The organism is Mycolicibacterium septicum DSM 44393 (assembly GCF_000455325.1).
In the GTDB taxonomy this organism is placed as follows: domain Bacteria; phylum Actinomycetota; class Actinomycetes; order Mycobacteriales; family Mycobacteriaceae; genus Mycobacterium; species Mycobacterium septicum.
Genome location: NZ_HG322952.1, coordinates 656974 through 673799, shown reverse-complemented (window position 1 = coordinate 673799; position 16826 = coordinate 656974). Strand labels below are relative to the sequence as shown.

The following is a 16826-nucleotide window of genomic DNA, read 5'->3' as shown; positions in this document are numbered from 1 at the left end:
GGTCTGTATTCAAGGACCGAAATATGGGAGGGATCTGCATGGCAGCGCTCGATGGCAAGACGGCTCTGGTGACCGGTGGAGCCCGCGGTCAGGGGCGCGCGCACGCCACGACGCTGGCGCGGGAAGGCGCCGACATCGTCGTCTGTGACATCGCGGGGCCGGTCGAATCCGTCGACTATCCACTGCCCACACCCCACGACCTGGAACGGACCGCGGAGGAGGTGTCCGCGCTCGGCCGGCGGTGTTTGGCGGTGACCGCAGATGTGCGCGACCTGGCGGGGATGCAGTCGGTGGTGGACGCCGCGGTCACACGGTTCGGGGGCATCGATGTGGTGCTGGCCAATGCCGGGATCGCCAGTAGCGAGCCGATCGCCACCATGTCCGAGCAGCGGTGGCAGACCATGATCGATGTCAACCTCACCGGAGTGTTCAACACGTTCCGGGCTGTGTTGCCTCATCTGATCGAGCGTCGGAGCGGGCGCATCGTGGCCACCTCGTCGATCGTCGCGGGCACCGGCGCCACCAACTCCGGTCACTATGCCGCGGCCAAGGCCGGAGTGGTGGCCTTGGTGAAGTCGGTCGCATACGAAGTTGCCGAGTACGGCATCACGGTCAACGCGGTGCTGCCGTCCGGGGTGAACACACCGATGATCCACAACCCGGCGACCTACAAGGTGATCCGGCCGGACCTGGAGAATCCGGGCCTCGATGACGTCGAGGAGATGTTCGCCCAGGGGCGGCCGCGGCCCGGGCTGCTCGAGCCGCAGGACGTCGCCGACGCCGTGCTGTACCTGGTGTCGGACCGGGGCCGGCTGCAGACCGGGGAGTCGATGATCCTGTCCAACGGCTTGAACTGACAGTCGTGACGCGAAGCCGGGTGGAGGCTACGAGCCTCCACCCGGCTTCGGTGTCTGATTCAGCAGCCGCAGCTGCAGGACGACGACAGCTGCTCTTCCCGGTTCGCCGCACCGGAATCCGTGTTCTCGGACCCGGGGCGCCAATCGAACGGGAAGTGCTTACTCGAGCCACCACTGTGCTCGTGTGACCAGTCGAAGCCGACGGCGTGGTCCTCCTTGACCACCCCCCATGTCGCAACCTGGCCCGGACCGACCTCCGCGCCCGGCGCATTGGTGGTGGTCACCCGGCGGTTCGGGTCAGCTGTCGGACCGGTCAGTGCCTCGACCCGCAAGTCGACCTTGCCGGGAATCTCCGCACGCCAGAAGGCGAGGTCATCGGCGGCCTCGAAACTGATCGGGGCGTATTCGATGCCGCGCAAATCCTCGATCAGGCTGGCGAATTCGGCGGGCCAGCCGCCTTCCTTGCCGGTGAAGATGCGCTCGAGTGCATCGCGCTGAGCGGCGTCGCCCTTTTCGTCGATGTAGAACATCAACTTCATCGTCGCGTTCGGGTCGCCGATCCACATGTTGCCGGCGAACTCACCGAGGGCGATCACGCTGAGGCCCGTCAAATCGGTGTCGCCGTAGTTTCCTTCGCGGACGTGCCACACCAGGGTGAACAAGCAATCTCCGTGCGTCGGCTCCTGGGCGAAGCTGCACGGGCAAGGCAGCTTGCAGCTGCACACGTCGAACCATTCTCCGCGCAAATGCCAATCGACCTGCGTCGCCGAAGTTGTCATCGATCCCGCTCCTTCTGTTGATACCCCCAGGGGGTATGTGACCAGGCGACCGTAACACCGGTGAACTTCAGTTCGCAAGTACCCCCTGGGGGTATGATTGGCGCCATGCTCAAACAGATGTGCGTAGGGGCGTTGACCGTCGTCGCCTCGATGTCTCTGGCCTCGTGCGGCATATCGACAGGCCCGCCGTCAGCCGCCACCGTCGAATCCGGCACGGTGACCGTTGCTCACCATCGTCTGGTCGGCGCTGACGAATTCGCCACCGCCATCGGAAGATCCGGCACCGTGGTGGTCAATGTCCACGTGCCCTACCAGGGCGACATTCCCGGTACCGACCTGTCGATTCCGTTCGATCGGGTCGCCGAGCAATCGGACCGGTTGCCCGGTGATCGCGATGCCACCATCGCGATCTACTGCCGAACCGGACCCATGAGCGCGACCGCCGCCGAGACGTTGAGGACGTTGGGCTACACCGATGTGGTCGAGCTCAAGGGTGGGATGAAAGCCTGGCAGGCCAGTGGTCGTTCCCTCGTCGGAAACTGAGCGCCCAGCAGGTCAGTCGGTGGACAAGGTGAGCAGGCGCCGCAGGATCCACACGACCCGTGCGAGCGACGCGACGGCGGCGACGGCTGCCGCGACGATAATCGCCTGTAGCCACCAGTAACCGGAATCCAGATTGGCGTCGGTCGTGAGGCCGACAATCGCCGCCACGAACAATGCGAACAGGATCGGCAGCGCAGAGACGAATGCGGTGCCCACCCGGCGCTTGTCGTCGGAGGGTAAGAGCTTGTCCACGGTGGTCATCGGGGCCCGAAGCAGATTGACCAGGATGGAGATGCTGGTCAGGGTGAACCCGCCCATCGTGGCCGCGACCGTCGCCAGGATCTGGTAGGCGGTGCGGCGGGCGTCGTGGGGAACCTCGGTCAGGGCCCAGGCCAGCCAACCGGCCCTGCCCAGTGCCAGCCACCCGCCGACGACGAGCAGGGCGAACAACCAGTCCGCCCATTGATGGCGAACCCAGTTGTGCTGCAGCCTTTCCCGAAGGCTGAACTGCACGACCGGACGCTTATTCGAGTTCATCGTCGGGCATTTCGATCAACGTGTCGGCGTACGGCACGGGTTCGGCGGGAACCTCCGCCACGGCCGACAAGAGATACTCCCTGTTGCGAGTCAGCGACTGCCGCAACAGCTCCCGCGCATACGCGGTGGAACGCACCGGATCGTTCAACCGGTCGGCATCGACCTCCGTCCGCTCGACGAATCGATCTTCGAGCAGGTCGACCGACTGTTGGGTACCGCTGATGGAACCGACGACGCGCGCACTCTCGAACTCCGAAAGCGCGCCGGAACCCCGCAGGTTGTCGATCAGTTCACGGATCCGCCGGCGGATCGCATCCTTCTGCGTTCCGGTGCCGCGCCGACCCACCGAGATCCCGATGCGGACGACGCCGTCCTGGGCCAGCGCGCGGGCACCGTCGAGTGCTTGAACCCAGTCACCGCCGACGAGGTCCCGGTTGATGCGATTGGCCGGGATCGCGACGTCGACCCTGGACACGTTCATCTCGTCGAGCGCCTGGTCGAGGTTCTGGGTGAGTACCGGTTCGATACCGACCTCGATGTCGAGCTTGTGCTGGAGATAGTCGACCAGCCGCCGGGCTCGGGGGCCGTCACCGCTTGTCAGCATGGCAATGATGTTGCGCTCACCGAACAGGCAATATGTCGGTTCCAGCAGACCTTCGTCGGGAGTCAGCCCGATCGCCCGCCGGGCGCCTGCGGCGCTGCCGATGCTGGGCAGGTTTTCCCGCCGCACCTTGTCGAGGATCAGCATCCGGTCGTCATCGGTGCCGTGCGCGATCAGCAGCATCCCGTCATGGCAGCGGCGGTAGCGGTTGAGACCGTCGGCCTCGGCTCGGCTGAGCCGGCGAACCACCTGCTCGGCCGGAAACTCGCCAGGTAGTGGAGCACCGTCCGGCTGCAAAAGCCGCCAGTACTGCACCGTGCGGTTCACCTGTCATCCCCCTGAATGTCGATCTGCCGCTGACGGTACTGGCGCCTGCCGACAAAGATAGGGGACTCGCGAGGCCTCATCCGAGGTCACGCAAAAGGCTGGGTGCCCCCGGCAGGATTCGAACCTGCGACACCGGCTTTAGGAGAGCCGTGCTCTATCCCCTGAGCTACGGGGGCCGCGGGACTCATCGAAACAACGTTGAGAACCCTTAGGGACGACTCATGCTAGTCGGTCGGGGGCCGATCGGTGGCATGGGGCACCCGCGAAACCGGTCAGCCGGTGATGGGGGTGGCGACGAGGAGGATCTCCGCGGGGGCATCGCCGGGATTGTGGACGCGGTGGGTGGTGTGGGACGGGAAGTGGACGGCGTCTCCAGGCGCAAGGGTGATGGTGTCGGTGCCGATGCGGATATCGACGGTGCCGGCGAGCACGTAAACCCATTCCTCGCCGCTGTGGTGGGCGTCCGGCGCCTCCGCTGTGGTGGGCACGGTCAGGTGAACGGCCTGCAGTCCCGGGAAGTCGCCGCTGAGCAGGGTGAGTCCCTTCGCTCCCGGGCGTGCGGCCCGATCGGCTGCCCGGCTGAGGTGGTAGGGCGCGGTGTACTGCTCGTCGACGAGTCGGCTGAGGGAGACGCCGAAAGCGTGAGCGATCTGGATGAGGGTGCCGACCGAGGGTTGACGGGTGCCTGACTCGATGCGGGAGAGCTGAGTGGTCGACAGTCCGACCTTCTCGGCGAGGGCGGCGAGGGTCCAATTGCGGTCTCTGCGGTACTCACCGACGCGCCTGCCGATCCAGCTGTCGTCATGGGGTTCGGGCACTGCCACGTCGCAACCCTACCGCCCTGTTCATTGCCACATGGGCAATTTTCTTGCCTGTGTGGTTGCAATGTCGTACCTGGCATGCAATCGTCGACTGACTGCACCGAGCGAGTCTCGCTCGTAGCCGTTGTGAAATCGTCAGGGGGGCTTGATGACCGATGCCGACGGCGTCGTCCGACCGAGCTTGCTGACCTGTTGCCGGGCATTCACCGGCTTGCCGCTCGGTGTCGTCCGTCCGCGCCGCCCGGACAAGCCATTGCTGGCGTCCCTGACCGATCACGGGCTACCCACCGCCGGCGCGACTGTCGAGGTCATCACGCTGCCGCAGCGCGAACGGCTGGTTCCGACCCCGGCGATCGCCGAAGGAGTGTGGCGACCGGGCCGGGCCCCCAACCTGATCAACGCATTCGTCGTCCGCCACCCCAAGGCGACCTTCCTTGTCGATCCAGGCGTCTGCGTCGACGTCGTCGATCGCGCGGTGGCCGAATTGCCGTGGATCCTCCGGGTGGCGGTGAAGCCGCGCCGTGACGTCATCGACATTCGCCAAGCCCTCGCGCTCGCCGGCATTGACGACACCAGCATCGACTTCGCCCTGCCCACGCATTTGCACTGGGACCACGTCGCCGGACTGCTCGACCTTCCCGGGCTACTCGTTCATCTTCATCGCCCCGAACATATTTGGATGATGAGCGGGCGACTCGCTCCGCAAGGCGGCGTGCGTCCCGCGCTGCGCGACAGGCCGGTGACGTTCTACGACCTGGACGGCCCGCCCATCCTGACCTTCACGCGCAGCCTCGACCTGTTCGGCGACCGATCCGTGATCCTGGTCGACCTACCCGGACACACCCCCGCCAGTATCGGGATCCTTGCCCAAACAACCTCTGGCCCAACACTGCTCGCGGGCGACGCAGTGTGGAGCCGCATCCAGATCGATCATCTGCGGCAGAAGGCGTCCTACCCCGGCATGCTCGCCGACGCCGAACGGGACACGGCCTGGGAGACGCTGCACCGCCTGCACGTGGTTCGACACCGCGTCGCCATCGTGCCCAGCCACGACCACGGTCCCGGCGGCGACCACAGATCAATCAGCCCGAGATAGCCTTTACCACAGGGCGATTGGCACCAGGTCCGCCCGCGTCGCTACTCAGAGGTGGTGAAGTGGTACACCCGGAACTGATCCCAGGATCCGGTGTGCTGATCTGATGAACCCGCCACTCCGATTTCCGAGGTTCCCCGCTGAAGTCGTGTTGCCACCTCCGTGTGACCACGGAGAACGATCTGTCGCAGGAATCGCGGTGCGGTGCGCTCGGCGGCGTAGCGTGCCCAGTCCATGTTCATCTCGATGCCACGGGCGACCTCGGCGCTGATCACCCGCTGGGAAACCAGCTGCAGCGGCGCATTCGCCAAATCTTCATCCCAGGTGCCGATCCGGTGAGAAGGCCGATGGTCGGCATAGAGGAAATGCCCACCCGGACGCAGAACCCGATTCACCTCGGTGAGAAAGCGGGGGAATCGGGGGTAAAGACAACCGGATTCAACGTTGATCAGTACGTCGAATGACCGGTCGGCGAAGGGGAGATCCTCGGCGTCGCCCGCGGTGAAGTCCAGGCCCTGCACATCATGCCTTTTCCGGCAGTAGTCGATGCCGACAGAATTCAGGTCCAGCCCGGTGTATGAGGCAGGGTTGAAGGTGCGCGTGAGGTACGAGGCTCCGCCGCCGTGGCCGCAACCGACTTCCAACACCCGCTGACCGCTGATATCGGTCTGACCAGCCGTGATGTGGTAGAGATTGATGAAATACCGGTTGGCTTCATCTGCCTCCGAGAGGTGCAGATTCAGGGGCGGATCTTCTTCGTAGCCATAGTTGATGAACACCAGATCATCGTCTTTGAGCTTTTTGGTCATGTACGGGAACGTGAACCGCTGAACGCGAACGGGGATTTGCTCGATCCGCTTCCGGATTCCCCAGTCCCGAGACACTCCCAAATTCAATTTGTTCTTGAGGGTCACCATACCGAGGGGAGTGTAGCGACGGAATGGCTCACGAAGTGATGTACGTCAGTGCCCAGCGGACCGTAAAGTATTGCGACAAAGGGGGAATCCGCCGCCGGTTCCGGCTGTGTTTTCGACTCTCGGTAACGCCTGTGACCTGCCGGGAAGCGGCGGTTTGAACACGTAGCTCCCTGGATCTCCACGAGGAGGATCCCCAATCTTGTTGCTCCTGACCTAAATTGCGATGTGTGGTACCGAGCGCTGCCCGCGGAGGAGGCAGCGAAGACGACACATAGGGGATGGTCGGATGGCCAGGGAAATTCTGTTCAACGCATTCAGCAGCTTCGGCGTCGCGAACTACGCACCGGGGCTGTGGCGACACCCAGAAGACCAGTCCGCCAACTGTACTGACATCTCCTACTGGGTCGAGCTCGCCAAAGTCCTTGAGCGGGGCGGCATCGACAGCCTCTTCCTCGCTGATGTGCTGGCCGCACCAAATCTGGACGGGAGGGAAGCGGGACTGCGCAGCGGTGTGGGCGTACCGGCCGGTGACCCGTTTGCGGCGATCTCGGCGATGGCGGCGGTGACCGACAATCTCGGCTTCGTGGTGACCGGCAACGTCGGTTATGAGCACCCATTCCTGTTCGCGCGGCGCATGTCCACCCTTGACCACCTCACAAAGGGCCGGATCGGCTGGAACATCGTCACCAGCTCGGCCTTCTTCACCGAGGACAAGGGGGTCGCCGGCGAGGCGGGCAGCGCCGACCGGTATCAGCACGCCGACGAGTACGCCGAGGTGTGTTACCGGCTGTGGGAAGGATCCTGGGCCGACGACGCCGTGGTCCGCGACCACGACTCGGGCGTCCATACCCGCACGGAACGGATTGTCGACATCAATCACGAAGGCCCGCACTACCAGCTCCAATGTCTGCACCAATGCGCGCCGTCACCGCAACGTACGCCCGTGCTGTTCCAGGCGGGCGTCTCCGAACACGGACGCGACTTCGCCTCCAAGCACGCCGAAGCGATCCTCATCGGCAGCCTCCCGCGAGAAGTTGTGGCCATGCACGTGGCCAATGTCCGGCAGAAAGCCGCCGGGTTCGGGCGCGACCCCCGGAGTGTGAAGTGCTTCGCCGCCGTACTCGTCGTCGCCGCTGCCACTGATGAACTCGCCCAGGAGAAGTACCGGGAATACTCCCGTTACGCCGATGCGGAGGGCGGCCGGTTCTTCGTATCCACCGTGATGGCGCTGGACCTCACCCAGTTCGACTGGGACATGCCCGTGGAGGAGCTGCGCGGCAAGATCGAGCTCCCGATCGAGTTCTTCATCCGGGAGAAGCCAGACGGCTCGGAGTGGACCATCCGTGACCTGTCGGTCACGGCATCGATCGGACTGGGCGCCGAAGTCATCGTCGGCTCACCGGCCACGGTCGCCGACGAACTCCAGTCCTGGGTTGATGCAACCGATTTGGACGGTTTCAATCTCATCGCGGCAACCACACCCGGAACGTACGCGGATTTCACCGAACACGTCATCCCGGAGCTGCGTAGCCGTGGCGTTTGCAAGCAGGGCTATCCCCTGGGGACCTACCGCAACAGGCTCACCGGTCGAGGAGATCGCCTGCCCGCTGAACACCCTGCGGCGCAATACCGTTTCGGCTGAAGCGGTTGTTGCGGGCCACGAGTCCGGCGGCGACCGCTGCGACCGCGGTCAGCCAGGACACGCCCTCCCAGTGCCCGAGAACATCGATCACGCCGTGCTGTGCCCGGATCGTGGAGACCAAGCTGGCCGCCGACAGCGGGACCAGAGTCAACGTGACGTAGGCGAGAGCGGAGTAGTTCTCGTGGAAGCGCAGCGAGATCGCCGCGACGATGGCGGTCAGGAGCACGAACGCCACGATGACGGCGAGTCGACCACCTGGAAATCCGACGAGGTTCACCGACTTCTCCAGCACGTGAAACGGGCCGTCGCTCAACATCAGATCGGGTTGCCACCACTGAAAGACGCCGTACATGCCGAGACTCACCCCACACGCGATCGCCGCGAGCGGGCGCGAGTATCGACCCCGCCGGCCGGCGCGCTGACCGTCGAGCGGTATCGCCGCAGGCAGGAGAACGAAGGGCAGGCGGAACTGGGCCAGAACGACAGCGCCGGCCGCAGCCACCCAGCGTTGCACCGGCCGATTCGTCGTGGCGAGCGCTGATACCGCGACGACCATCACGCCGAACGTGACGAAGTCGTTCCCGTTGGCGAACGACAACCAGAATCCGGGCGTGATCGCCAGCAGGACAATGAATTTGGCGACAGTGTCGAAGCCGTGCACGAGATGTACCGCCACGACGGCGCAGGTGAACAGGGCGGCCATGGTCGCCGGATACCCGAAGACGAGCGAAGGCGCGTGCGCCACCAGCCATCCCGGACCGCAGCTCATCGGGTTGTGACTCCACATCAGATCGCGGTCGTACGGCCACGATCCGTGAAACAGCTGTCCGGCACCCACCGTGATGCAGTCACCTTGGTCGGTACCGCGCCCCTGGCTGTGCAGATGGCTCAGCAGACGGGATTGCACCACGAGTGCGACCAGCCACACCCCCAGGACGATCGGCACTGCCAGGAACCGCGACACCCTGAGGAACTGCCGGTACAGCAGGGGCATCAGACAACTGGCAGCGCACAACAGGTAGATGACGCCGGCCGGTGCCGGAACGATCTCCCCGATCAGAGGTGCTTTGCCCAGTACCGCCAGCCCGGTGAGCATCGCTGCGACCACATACAGTCCGCCGGTTGCCGCGCTCAGCGACTCCGGTGACCGCAGAGATCTGTCGCAGCGGGAAATGAATCCTTCGCTCGCAGCGACTTTCGCAGTGTTCACCCGTATATCCCGTCTCGCCAGGTCGACCGAGGTCAGTAGGCACCCTCGCCGCGCACCACCGCGCGAACTGTCTTGGCGACGATGCTGACGTCGAGGCGTATCGAGCAGTTGTTGACGTAGGACACGTCGTGCTTGATCGACTCGGCGGGCGACAAGTTCGATCGGCCACTCACCTGCCACTGACCGGTTACGCCGGGCTTCACCAGCAGCCGGCGCCGCATGGTCGCGTCGTACGCATCGACCTCGCGCTGAACCTGTGGTCTGGGGCCGACAACGCTCATGGTGCCCCCCAGCACGTTGAAGAACTGCGGCAGTTCATCGAGGCTGTACTTGCGGATGAACGCCCCGACCGGAGTGACCCGCGGGTCCGACTTCACCTTGAAAAAGACCGGAGTGCTGTCTGTCGACGCGATCATCCCGGCGGTGTCGCGGTCAGCTCCGCTGCGCATGCTTCGGAACTTGACCATCCGGAAAGGCACGCCGTTCAAACCGATCCGCTCGGAGATGTAGAAGACCGGACCCGGACTGGTCAGCTTGATGGCCGCGGCGATCACGGCCATCGCCGGTGCGGTGGCGGCGATGGCCACCGCGGCGAAGACGATGTCGAAGACCCTTTTCGACATCGAGCGGGCGCGGCGATAGCCCGGAGCCAGGATCTCGAGGATCAGCATGCGCGCGGAAGGATCGGTTGCGTCGGGAGTCTCGATGGCGACGGCCAGGTCGACATCGGCACGTTCGAGATCTGTTGCCAGGTCACCCAACTCTTCGGGTCCGAGACGGTCGGTTGACGACGCGGCGACGAGTTGCGCCCCGGTCTTCCGTGCCGCCTCAAGGATGTAGCGCTCATCGCCGACCACCGGAACCTTCTGATCACCGATTCCGATTTCCTGCCCGACGCGCCCGGGAGCCCCTGCGGTGCAGGCGCCGACGATCTCGAACCTGTCGCGTCGGTAGTACCGGATCGCGGTGGCCATGGCCTGCACGGCTTCGTGACCGCCGGCCAACAACACCGGGGTTCTCCCGCCGGAGGCCCCCTTGACCCGTTGCAGCAGGAGGTATCGAGCGCCGACGGTGCCGACGACTCCCAGCGGGATCGCGACGGCGAGATGCCGCAGGTCCATGCCGTCGAAGTACAAGACGCCGTGCATGTGCGGGATGAAGTGCTGGACGATGTAGGCGGCGACCACGACGCCGAACAACGGCACCGTCACGCCGACGACCATCTGCAGTTCATGCACGTGGGTGCGCAGCACGTTCTCGGGCGCCACGTTCCGGATCGACAATGCAGCAAACCAGGCCAACGCGACCAAGGCCAAGGTCAGCACGTGCCGGTCGCTCAGAGTCAGTACCTCTGGCAACCACTGCCGGACCACCAGTAGGGCGGCGATCGAGCTCAAAGAGATGATGACCAGGTCGGCCATCACCGTCCATCGGCGGTACAGCGATACCAACCTGCTCACGCGTGGACCGGCGTCCTGCTCAATTCTTTTGCTGGTGTCTTCGCTGGTGACAGTTCTCACTACCATCGGTGTATTCGACCCCGTTCGATACGTCCGTAGCCATAGCGGATGATTTACCTCGATGACCTGCAAAAATCCCGGTTCAATTCGCTTTCTGGTCGTGTTCTGCGTGCAGTCATAAACCGACCGAAGTGATATGGGTCACTGCATTCAATGGCGTTCGTCCCTGACGCAATATGCAATGACCCCGGACAAGGTGCTTCTTCAAGTTATGCCATCTGCTGTGCGCGGACGCAAACCCTGCATCCGCGCCTCGAGTGCCGACCCGCCGCAGGTGTCGGCATCAAATCTGCAGCTAGAGCGCTTTCATCGAAGCCTCGAACGCTCGCTTCTCCGGGGTCGGCGATGTCAGGCGTGACCTGGCGGTATATCGGGTATGTATCGAGTTGCGGGGCGGGAATGCCGATCGGGGATCCGTTTCGGGCGAGAACTCTCTGGCAGACGTTTCAGGTAACGTGACTTTCTGATCAGGCCGACGTCAGAGGGTTGGGCAGCATAAACCCCTGAACCTGGGAGGTTCCGTACCGAACGCACCCCGGTACCGCATATAACGTTTGTATCTCGGTGATGAAATCAATTTCTCAGGAGAAACTTATTCGTTTGGCAAGACGCCCTGCGCAGGGCGGTAGCAATCGGGGCGCCGTCGTTCGCGGCGCCGTCGCGCGCTGCGGCACGCCGACACCGTTGCCCATGCCTGCCGAACGCGGGGCCTCAGCCCCGCCGCCCGCTCGCCGCATCGGCGTCACCGGCTGGGTCCGACTTCGAGTGTCAGTTTCGACGTGTCGTCCAGCCGCCACACAGCAAAGGCTCAGATAGTGGTTTCCACCAGAGTGCACATGACCGGATCGGAGTGGTTCACCGCGCTGCCGGGAGGACTGAATCGGTATTTCACCGATCTGTTCGCCGCGCTGCGCGCCGAAGACGACATCGATCTCTCGGCCGCCGCCTTCGGCGACCCTCCGATCGGTGGTCGGTCCTGGGGAGCCGTGGGTGGTTCGACGTGGTCACGCGTGGCCGCCGCGTTCAGCGACCGGTCGGGGCTGCAAGAGCCCGGCATCATCGATCGTCACTTCTGCTTGTACGGCCCGGCCGCTGTCGGTGCCGGCCATCATCGCCTGGTCGTGCATTTCCACGGCCCGTGGGCCGCGGAGAGCAGGTTCGCCGGCGCCACCGAACTGCGCGCCCGCGCCAAATTTCTGGTCGAGCGGATCCGCTACGCCGGAGCGCAACGATTCGTCGTGCTGTCGAGCCACTTTCGCGACGTGCTCGTCGATGACTACCGGATCCCCGCAGACCGCATCGAGGTCATCCCGCCCGGCGTCGATCTCGACCGGTTCAACCCGTCGGTCGAGACGGACCCGCCCGGCGACCGGCGAATCGTGCTGTGTGTGCGGCGGCTCGAGCACCGCATGGGAATTCACCGCCTCATCGAGGCCTGGCCCACCGTCGTGGCCGCCCACCCCGACGCTCGCCTCGTCATCGTGGGAACCGGCACCGCGGAGAACGAGCTTCGCCGGCAGGCGGTGTCGGCCGGGCTCGACCACAACGTCGAATTCCTCGGTTGCATCGACGATTCGGCCTTGACCCGGTGGTACTCGCTCGCCGAGCTGACGGTGGTGCCGACGATCACATTGGAGGGCTTCGGCCTGATCGCCCTCGAGTCCTTGGCGGCGGGCCGACCGGCCGTGGTGACCGACTGCGGCGGCCTACCCGACGCGGTCCGGGGACTGGACCCGTCCCTGATCGTGCCCGCGGACAACACCGAAGCGCTTGCGGCACGTCTGGTCTCGGCACTCGACGGTGCCCTGCCCAGCCCGCTGAGCTGTCGCGCGCACGCCGAATCCTTCTCCTGGGCCGCCGCGGCGCAGCGTCATCTCTCGTTGTATTCCGAGTTGGTCGCATGACCGAACAGCAGCCGATCCGGGCGGTCTTCGTCGCACACACCGCAGCCCCGTCCGGGGCGGAGCTGGCGACGTTGCGACTGCTGACGGCATTGCGGGCATCGCAGGTGCCGGCTGCGGGCGGCGATCCCGTGGTCCAGCCGTCGGCCATCTTCACCGAAGACGGGCCGATGGCCGACAGGATGCGTGCGCACGGCATCCCGACCTCAGTGCTGGCCAATGACTTTGACAGCCGCGGCATGACCATCCACGGCTCCGGGTGGTTCCGGCGTCTCACCGGCGCCGCGGCGCTGGTGCGCGTCGGGTGGTCGCTCGGGGCAACCGCGCGCGACCTTGGCGCGGACATCCTGGTGGCCGGCAGCACGAAGGCCCTGATCATGTCGGCCGTGGCCGCCACCAGGGTTCGGATTCCGCTGATCTGGCAGGTGCACGACCGCGTCTCGGCCGAGTATTTCGGCCGTGCACTGGCTTTCGTGATCAGAATGCTCGGGTGGATGGTGACGACGGGCTACATCGCCAACAGCCGGTCGACGGCAGGCACCCTGCTCAAGTGGCGTCGCCGGGCAGTGGTCGCCTATCCGGGTCTCGATTTCAGCCGGCCAACGGACGGGCAGCGGCAGCCTCAGCGACCCGGCCCGGACACCGTCATCGCCCTCGTCGGGCGGGTGACGCCGTGGAAGGGGCAGGATGTCTTCCTCCGGGCATTGTCGGGGACGACGATTCGGCCGCGCGAGGTGTACCTGGTGGGCGGCACATTCTTCGGTGAGGAGCCCTTCCAGGAGGAAGTGGCGGGCCTGGCAAGGGAACTGGACCTTCCCGTGATCTTCACGGGGCACGTCGACGACCCCACCGAAATACTGTTCGACGCAGACATTCTGGTGCACTGCTCGGTGATCGCCGAACCCTTCGGGCAGGTGGTCGTGGAGGGGCTGCATGCGGGGTGCGCGGTGATCGCCACCCGGCCCGGCGGCCCGGCGGAGACGGTCGAACCCGGCGTCAACGGCCTCCTCGTCGACGCCGGCGACACCGCCGGCCTGACCGCCGCGCTGGACCGGCTCATCGCCGATCCGCAGTTGCGAACCCGTCTGGCCGACGCCGGCCAATTGCGGGCCCAGCAGTTCGACGTCGCCGATTCCGCACGAACCGTGGCGAGCTTCCTCTCGGATGTCCTGGCCGCGAGGAACCCGGCGAGGAACCGGCGCTGTGCGTAGAGCCATTCGAGAGCGTGTCGAGCAGTACCCCCTGGCCCCGCGGCTGATGCGGCTGGCCAGGGATTTCGGCGCCGTCGTGTTCGGTAAGTACGGGCAGTACCTGACGACCTTGATCACGGTGCCGCTGCTGGCCCGAGTCCTGGGTCCGGCGGGAATGGGCCTGCTGGCTGTCGGAATGGCGGCCTACTTCTTCGGCTCGATCCTTGTCGATCTCGGCATGACACCGTTTCTGGCCGCCCGGGTGCCGGAGTTGCGCGATGCCCCAGAGAAACTCCAGCAGCTCCGTGCGGATTACCTGGCGCTGCGCCTGATCACCCTCACGGTGCTCGGGTTGGCGTACACCGCGGGCTGGGTGGCCGGGGTGCCGCCACATGTCCACATGATCCTGCTCGGGTTGTTCGCCGGCGGCCTCTGGTCCACCTCCGACGACTGGCTGCTCATCGGGCAGGGCCGCTTCGTCGCATCGGCGCTGTATCAGGGCAGCGGCCGGATCGTCTATCTGGTGCTCCTGATCGCGCTGCTGCCGCATTCCCGCCACGCGACGACGGCGATGTGGTGTCTGCTGGTCTCCTCCATCCTGACCGTCGCCGGCACGTGGTGGGACAGCCACCGGCATTTCGGTCCCGTGATCCGGCCGCAGGCACCGGGCCAGATCCTGCGCACGAGCTGGCCGATCGTGACTTCGCGGGTTTTGACCACCGGTTACGGGCAGGGCGCACCCGCGGTCTACTCGGGCCTGCTGGACGCCGTCTCTCTGGGCCTCTACTCGGCGGGCGATCGGCTGGTGCGGGCGATGCAGTCGCTGCTCGACATGATCGGCCTGGTTCTGTTGCCCCGCATGGCACGTCGCAGCGGCCACGAACAGTTCTGGCGGCACGGCGTGCGGGGGCTGTGGGCCAGTGTCGCAGTGGCAGCGTTTGCCGCGACAGTCCTGTGGGTGTGTGCGGCGCCGATCGTTCACGTCATCTTCGGCAGCGAATTCGCGCCGGCCGTGAGCCTGCTGCGGGCCGAGCTGATCATCCTGCCGGCCAGCACCATCAGCTCGTACATCAGCACCGCGCTGCTGCCCGTCCGGCAGGACACCCACGGCATTCTCATCGCCTCGATCGTGGGCACCGCCGCGTCGGCCGCAGGTCTGCTCACCGCCTCCTGGACCCACTCGGTGTGGGCCCTCATCGGCGGCACGATCGGCGCCGAATTCGGCGTCGCCTGCTGGTATCTGGCCCGGATGCGACACCTGGTCCGCCGGGAGCGACGGCCCGTCCTGACAACAGAAGGGAGTGCCTGCGATGAAGATCCTGTACATCGGCGATGACTGGGTGGGCAGCAACGCGCGCTCACTGGCCGACGGATTCCGGCAGGCCGGGCACGACGTGGTCGTCATCGACACCACGCCGGTCACCCTGCCCCCGCGGCTCTCGCCGTCATGGGTCTACTCGAAGGCGGCGGGCAACCGCGCCCCGTGGCCGCTTGCCGATGCGCATCGGCAGATCGAATCTGCGGCACAGGAATTCAAGCCCGACATGTTGTTCACCTTCAAGGGCATTCATCTGGACCAGGAGCGGCTGCTCAGTGTCCCGGCGCCGGTGCGCGTGCACTACAGCCCCGACGACGTGGGCAACCCGTACAACACCACGCCCGACTATCTGGCTCACGAGGCCGCTTGGGACCTCGTCGTCACCACCAAACGGCACAACGTGCCCGAGTTGCAGGCCAGGGGCGCGCGCCGGGTGAAGTTCGTCCGCAGTGCCTATGACCCGGCGTGGCACCGTCCGTGCGCCAAACGTGGTGCGAGGCAATACCTCGTCGGGTTCGTCGGAGCCCAACGCCCCGACCGCGCCGGGCTCATCACCCGACTCGGAAAGGAACATGGCGAGAAGCTGCTGGTTCGCGGACCGGGCTGGCGGCGTAAACCCGAACTGCGGGCCACCGGTGCCACCGTCGGCGGTGCGGTCTACGGCGATCACTTCGCCGCAGCCGTGTCGTCGATCACCGCGAACCTGGTTCTGCTCAACTCGGACAACCGCGATACCCACACCTGCCGAACCTTCGAGATACCCGCGACCGGTGGCCTTTTCGTCGGCGAACGTACTGACGAGCACGCCGAGCTCCTCACCGAGGGCGCCGAATGCCTGCTGTTCTCCGGTGAAGAGGAACTTCGCGACATAGTGCAGCGCTGTGCCAGGGACCCCGAGCAGGCCAAACGGATCGCCGTGGCCGGACACCGGCGGGTGACCGGGGAAGCGCATCGGTACGTGGACCGGGCAAGGGAGATCGTCGATGATCTCTGAACCTGAAGTGACAGCTGACAAGCCGCGCGGGCGAACACGGGCCTGGATGGCGATGGTGGTGGTCTGCGCGATGCTCGCCGGCCTGATCGGCCTCGGCTGGAAGGTGTACCAGCATCCGCAAACCGACCCGTTGCGCCACGCCGATGCCATCGTGGTTCTGGGCGGCACCCCTTATGAGCGTTTCGACCTCGGGTTGGACCTGGCCCAGCAGGGATACGCCCCGTACCTGTTGATCTCGCGGTCGACCGGTGCCGACGACCGCAAGATGGACAAGTACTGCCAGGGACACTTCGACTTCACCGTGAAGTGCTTCATCCCCGACCCGTGGACCACCGAGGGCGAGGCGTACGAGATCCGCGCCGAAGCAGAAAAACACGGCTGGCGGCACATCATCGTCATCACCTACACCCCCCATGTTTCGCGCGCTCGCTACATCGTCGGTAAGTGCTTCGACGGGGACATCACCATGGTCGCCAGCCCGACGGCTTCCGGGCCCGCCTTCTGGTCGTGGATGTACATCCGCCAGTCGGCCGGCTACGCGAAGGCCCTCCTGACCCCTGGATGCTAGGAGAAATA

The 16826-nt window shown here is 65.4% G+C and carries 16 protein-coding genes and 1 tRNA gene; 9 read left to right on the top strand and 8 right to left on the bottom strand.

Translation table 11 applies throughout. The annotated features are described in order from the left end of the window. Nucleotides 1-38 precede the first annotated feature (38 nt). Nucleotides 39-857: a mycofactocin-coupled SDR family oxidoreductase gene (locus tag TX88_RS23220; protein WP_044520204.1), complete on the top strand. Its 819-nt coding sequence runs from the start codon at nucleotides 39-41 to the stop codon at nucleotides 855-857. Between the two features lie 59 nt (nucleotides 858-916). Here TX88_RS23220 and TX88_RS23215 read toward each other — a convergent pair whose 3' ends face one another. Continuing rightward, nucleotides 917-1636 carry a DUF1326 domain-containing protein gene (locus TX88_RS23215; RefSeq protein WP_084622088.1) on the bottom strand — a complete coding sequence of 240 codons (720 nt, stop codon included), beginning with the start codon at nucleotides 1634-1636 and terminating at the stop codon, nucleotides 917-919. A gap of 105 nt (nucleotides 1637-1741) precedes the next feature. Between TX88_RS23215 and TX88_RS23210 the strand changes: the two genes are divergently transcribed. Then, on the top strand, nucleotides 1742-2179 hold the full coding sequence (locus tag TX88_RS23210; protein WP_084622086.1) for a rhodanese-like domain-containing protein: 438 nt from the start codon (nucleotides 1742-1744) through the stop codon (nucleotides 2177-2179). Between the two features lie 12 nt (nucleotides 2180-2191). On the opposite strand, the gene TX88_RS23205 is transcribed toward TX88_RS23210, so the two are convergent. The 4 genes from TX88_RS23205 to TX88_RS23190 all read right to left on the bottom strand — a co-directional run bounded on the left by TX88_RS23205 (nucleotide 2192) and on the right by TX88_RS23190 (nucleotide 4468). After that, the gene (locus TX88_RS23205) at nucleotides 2192-2692 is read right to left on the bottom strand and encodes a hypothetical protein (protein WP_244438590.1); all 501 of its coding nucleotides are present in this window, start codon (nucleotides 2690-2692) and stop codon (nucleotides 2192-2194) included. Between the two features lie 10 nt (nucleotides 2693-2702). Further along, complete coding sequence (locus tag TX88_RS23200) at nucleotides 2703-3644, bottom strand: hypothetical protein (RefSeq protein WP_044520201.1); 942 nt, start codon at nucleotides 3642-3644, stop codon at nucleotides 2703-2705. A gap of 103 nt (nucleotides 3645-3747) precedes the next feature. Next, a tRNA-Arg gene (locus TX88_RS23195) sits at nucleotides 3748-3820 on the bottom strand. Between the two features lie 96 nt (nucleotides 3821-3916). Then, nucleotides 3917-4468: a helix-turn-helix domain-containing protein gene (locus TX88_RS23190; RefSeq protein WP_044520200.1), complete on the bottom strand. Its 552-nt coding sequence runs from the start codon at nucleotides 4466-4468 to the stop codon at nucleotides 3917-3919. A gap of 145 nt (nucleotides 4469-4613) precedes the next feature. Between TX88_RS23190 and TX88_RS23185 the strand changes: the two genes are divergently transcribed. Then, entirely contained in the window at nucleotides 4614-5561 is a 948-nt protein-coding gene (locus TX88_RS23185; protein ID WP_044520199.1) for an MBL fold metallo-hydrolase, read from the top strand. A 41-nt stretch (nucleotides 5562-5602) separates the two neighbouring features. Here the strand turns inward: TX88_RS23185 and TX88_RS35755 are convergent, their stop codons facing one another. Next, nucleotides 5603-6475 carry a phthiotriol/phenolphthiotriol dimycocerosates methyltransferase gene (locus TX88_RS35755; RefSeq protein ID WP_084622084.1) on the bottom strand — a complete coding sequence of 291 codons (873 nt, stop codon included), beginning with the start codon at nucleotides 6473-6475 and terminating at the stop codon, nucleotides 5603-5605. A gap of 286 nt (nucleotides 6476-6761) precedes the next feature. Between TX88_RS35755 and TX88_RS23175 the strand changes: the two genes are divergently transcribed. Continuing rightward, on the top strand, nucleotides 6762-8117 hold the full coding sequence (locus TX88_RS23175) for an NtaA/DmoA family FMN-dependent monooxygenase (RefSeq protein ID WP_044520198.1): 1356 nt from the start codon (nucleotides 6762-6764) through the stop codon (nucleotides 8115-8117). Here the strand turns inward: TX88_RS23175 and TX88_RS23170 are convergent. Together TX88_RS23170 and TX88_RS23165 are read right to left on the bottom strand one after the other, a co-directional pair. After that, a complete protein-coding gene (locus tag TX88_RS23170; RefSeq protein ID WP_162563205.1) occupies nucleotides 8056-9225 on the bottom strand; it encodes a hypothetical protein in 1170 nt (389 codons plus the stop codon). The genes TX88_RS23175 and TX88_RS23170 overlap by 62 nt on opposite strands. Nucleotides 9226-9359: 134 nt before the next feature. After that, nucleotides 9360-10853, bottom strand: a complete 1494-nt coding sequence (locus tag TX88_RS23165; RefSeq protein ID WP_044520196.1) for an exopolysaccharide biosynthesis polyprenyl glycosylphosphotransferase — start codon at nucleotides 10851-10853, stop codon at nucleotides 9360-9362. A gap of 830 nt (nucleotides 10854-11683) precedes the next feature. Here TX88_RS23165 and TX88_RS23160 point away from each other — a divergent pair. The 5 genes from TX88_RS23160 to TX88_RS23140 are packed head-to-tail and all read left to right on the top strand — an operon-like array spanning nucleotide 11684 to nucleotide 16818. Next, the gene (locus TX88_RS23160; protein WP_044521774.1) at nucleotides 11684-12751 is read left to right on the top strand and encodes a glycosyltransferase family 4 protein; all 1068 of its coding nucleotides are present in this window, start codon (nucleotides 11684-11686) and stop codon (nucleotides 12749-12751) included. Continuing rightward, entirely contained in the window at nucleotides 12748-13959 is a 1212-nt protein-coding gene (locus tag TX88_RS23155; RefSeq protein ID WP_044520195.1) for a glycosyltransferase family 4 protein, read from the top strand. The genes TX88_RS23160 and TX88_RS23155 overlap by 4 nt, the downstream gene beginning before the upstream one ends. Nucleotides 13960-14005: 46 nt before the next feature. Further along, nucleotides 14006-15274 (top strand): lipopolysaccharide biosynthesis protein, encoded by a 1269-nt coding sequence (locus TX88_RS23150; RefSeq protein ID WP_044520194.1) that lies wholly within the window; start codon nucleotides 14006-14008, stop codon nucleotides 15272-15274. Continuing rightward, entirely contained in the window at nucleotides 15249-16250 is a 1002-nt protein-coding gene (locus TX88_RS23145; protein WP_044520193.1) for a CgeB family protein, read from the top strand. The genes TX88_RS23150 and TX88_RS23145 overlap by 26 nt, the downstream gene beginning before the upstream one ends. Further along, nucleotides 16240-16818 carry a YdcF family protein gene (locus TX88_RS23140; RefSeq protein WP_044520192.1) on the top strand — a complete coding sequence of 193 codons (579 nt, stop codon included), beginning with the start codon at nucleotides 16240-16242 and terminating at the stop codon, nucleotides 16816-16818. Before TX88_RS23145 ends, TX88_RS23140 begins: the two co-directional genes overlap by 11 nt. Nucleotides 16819-16826 lie beyond the last annotated feature (8 nt).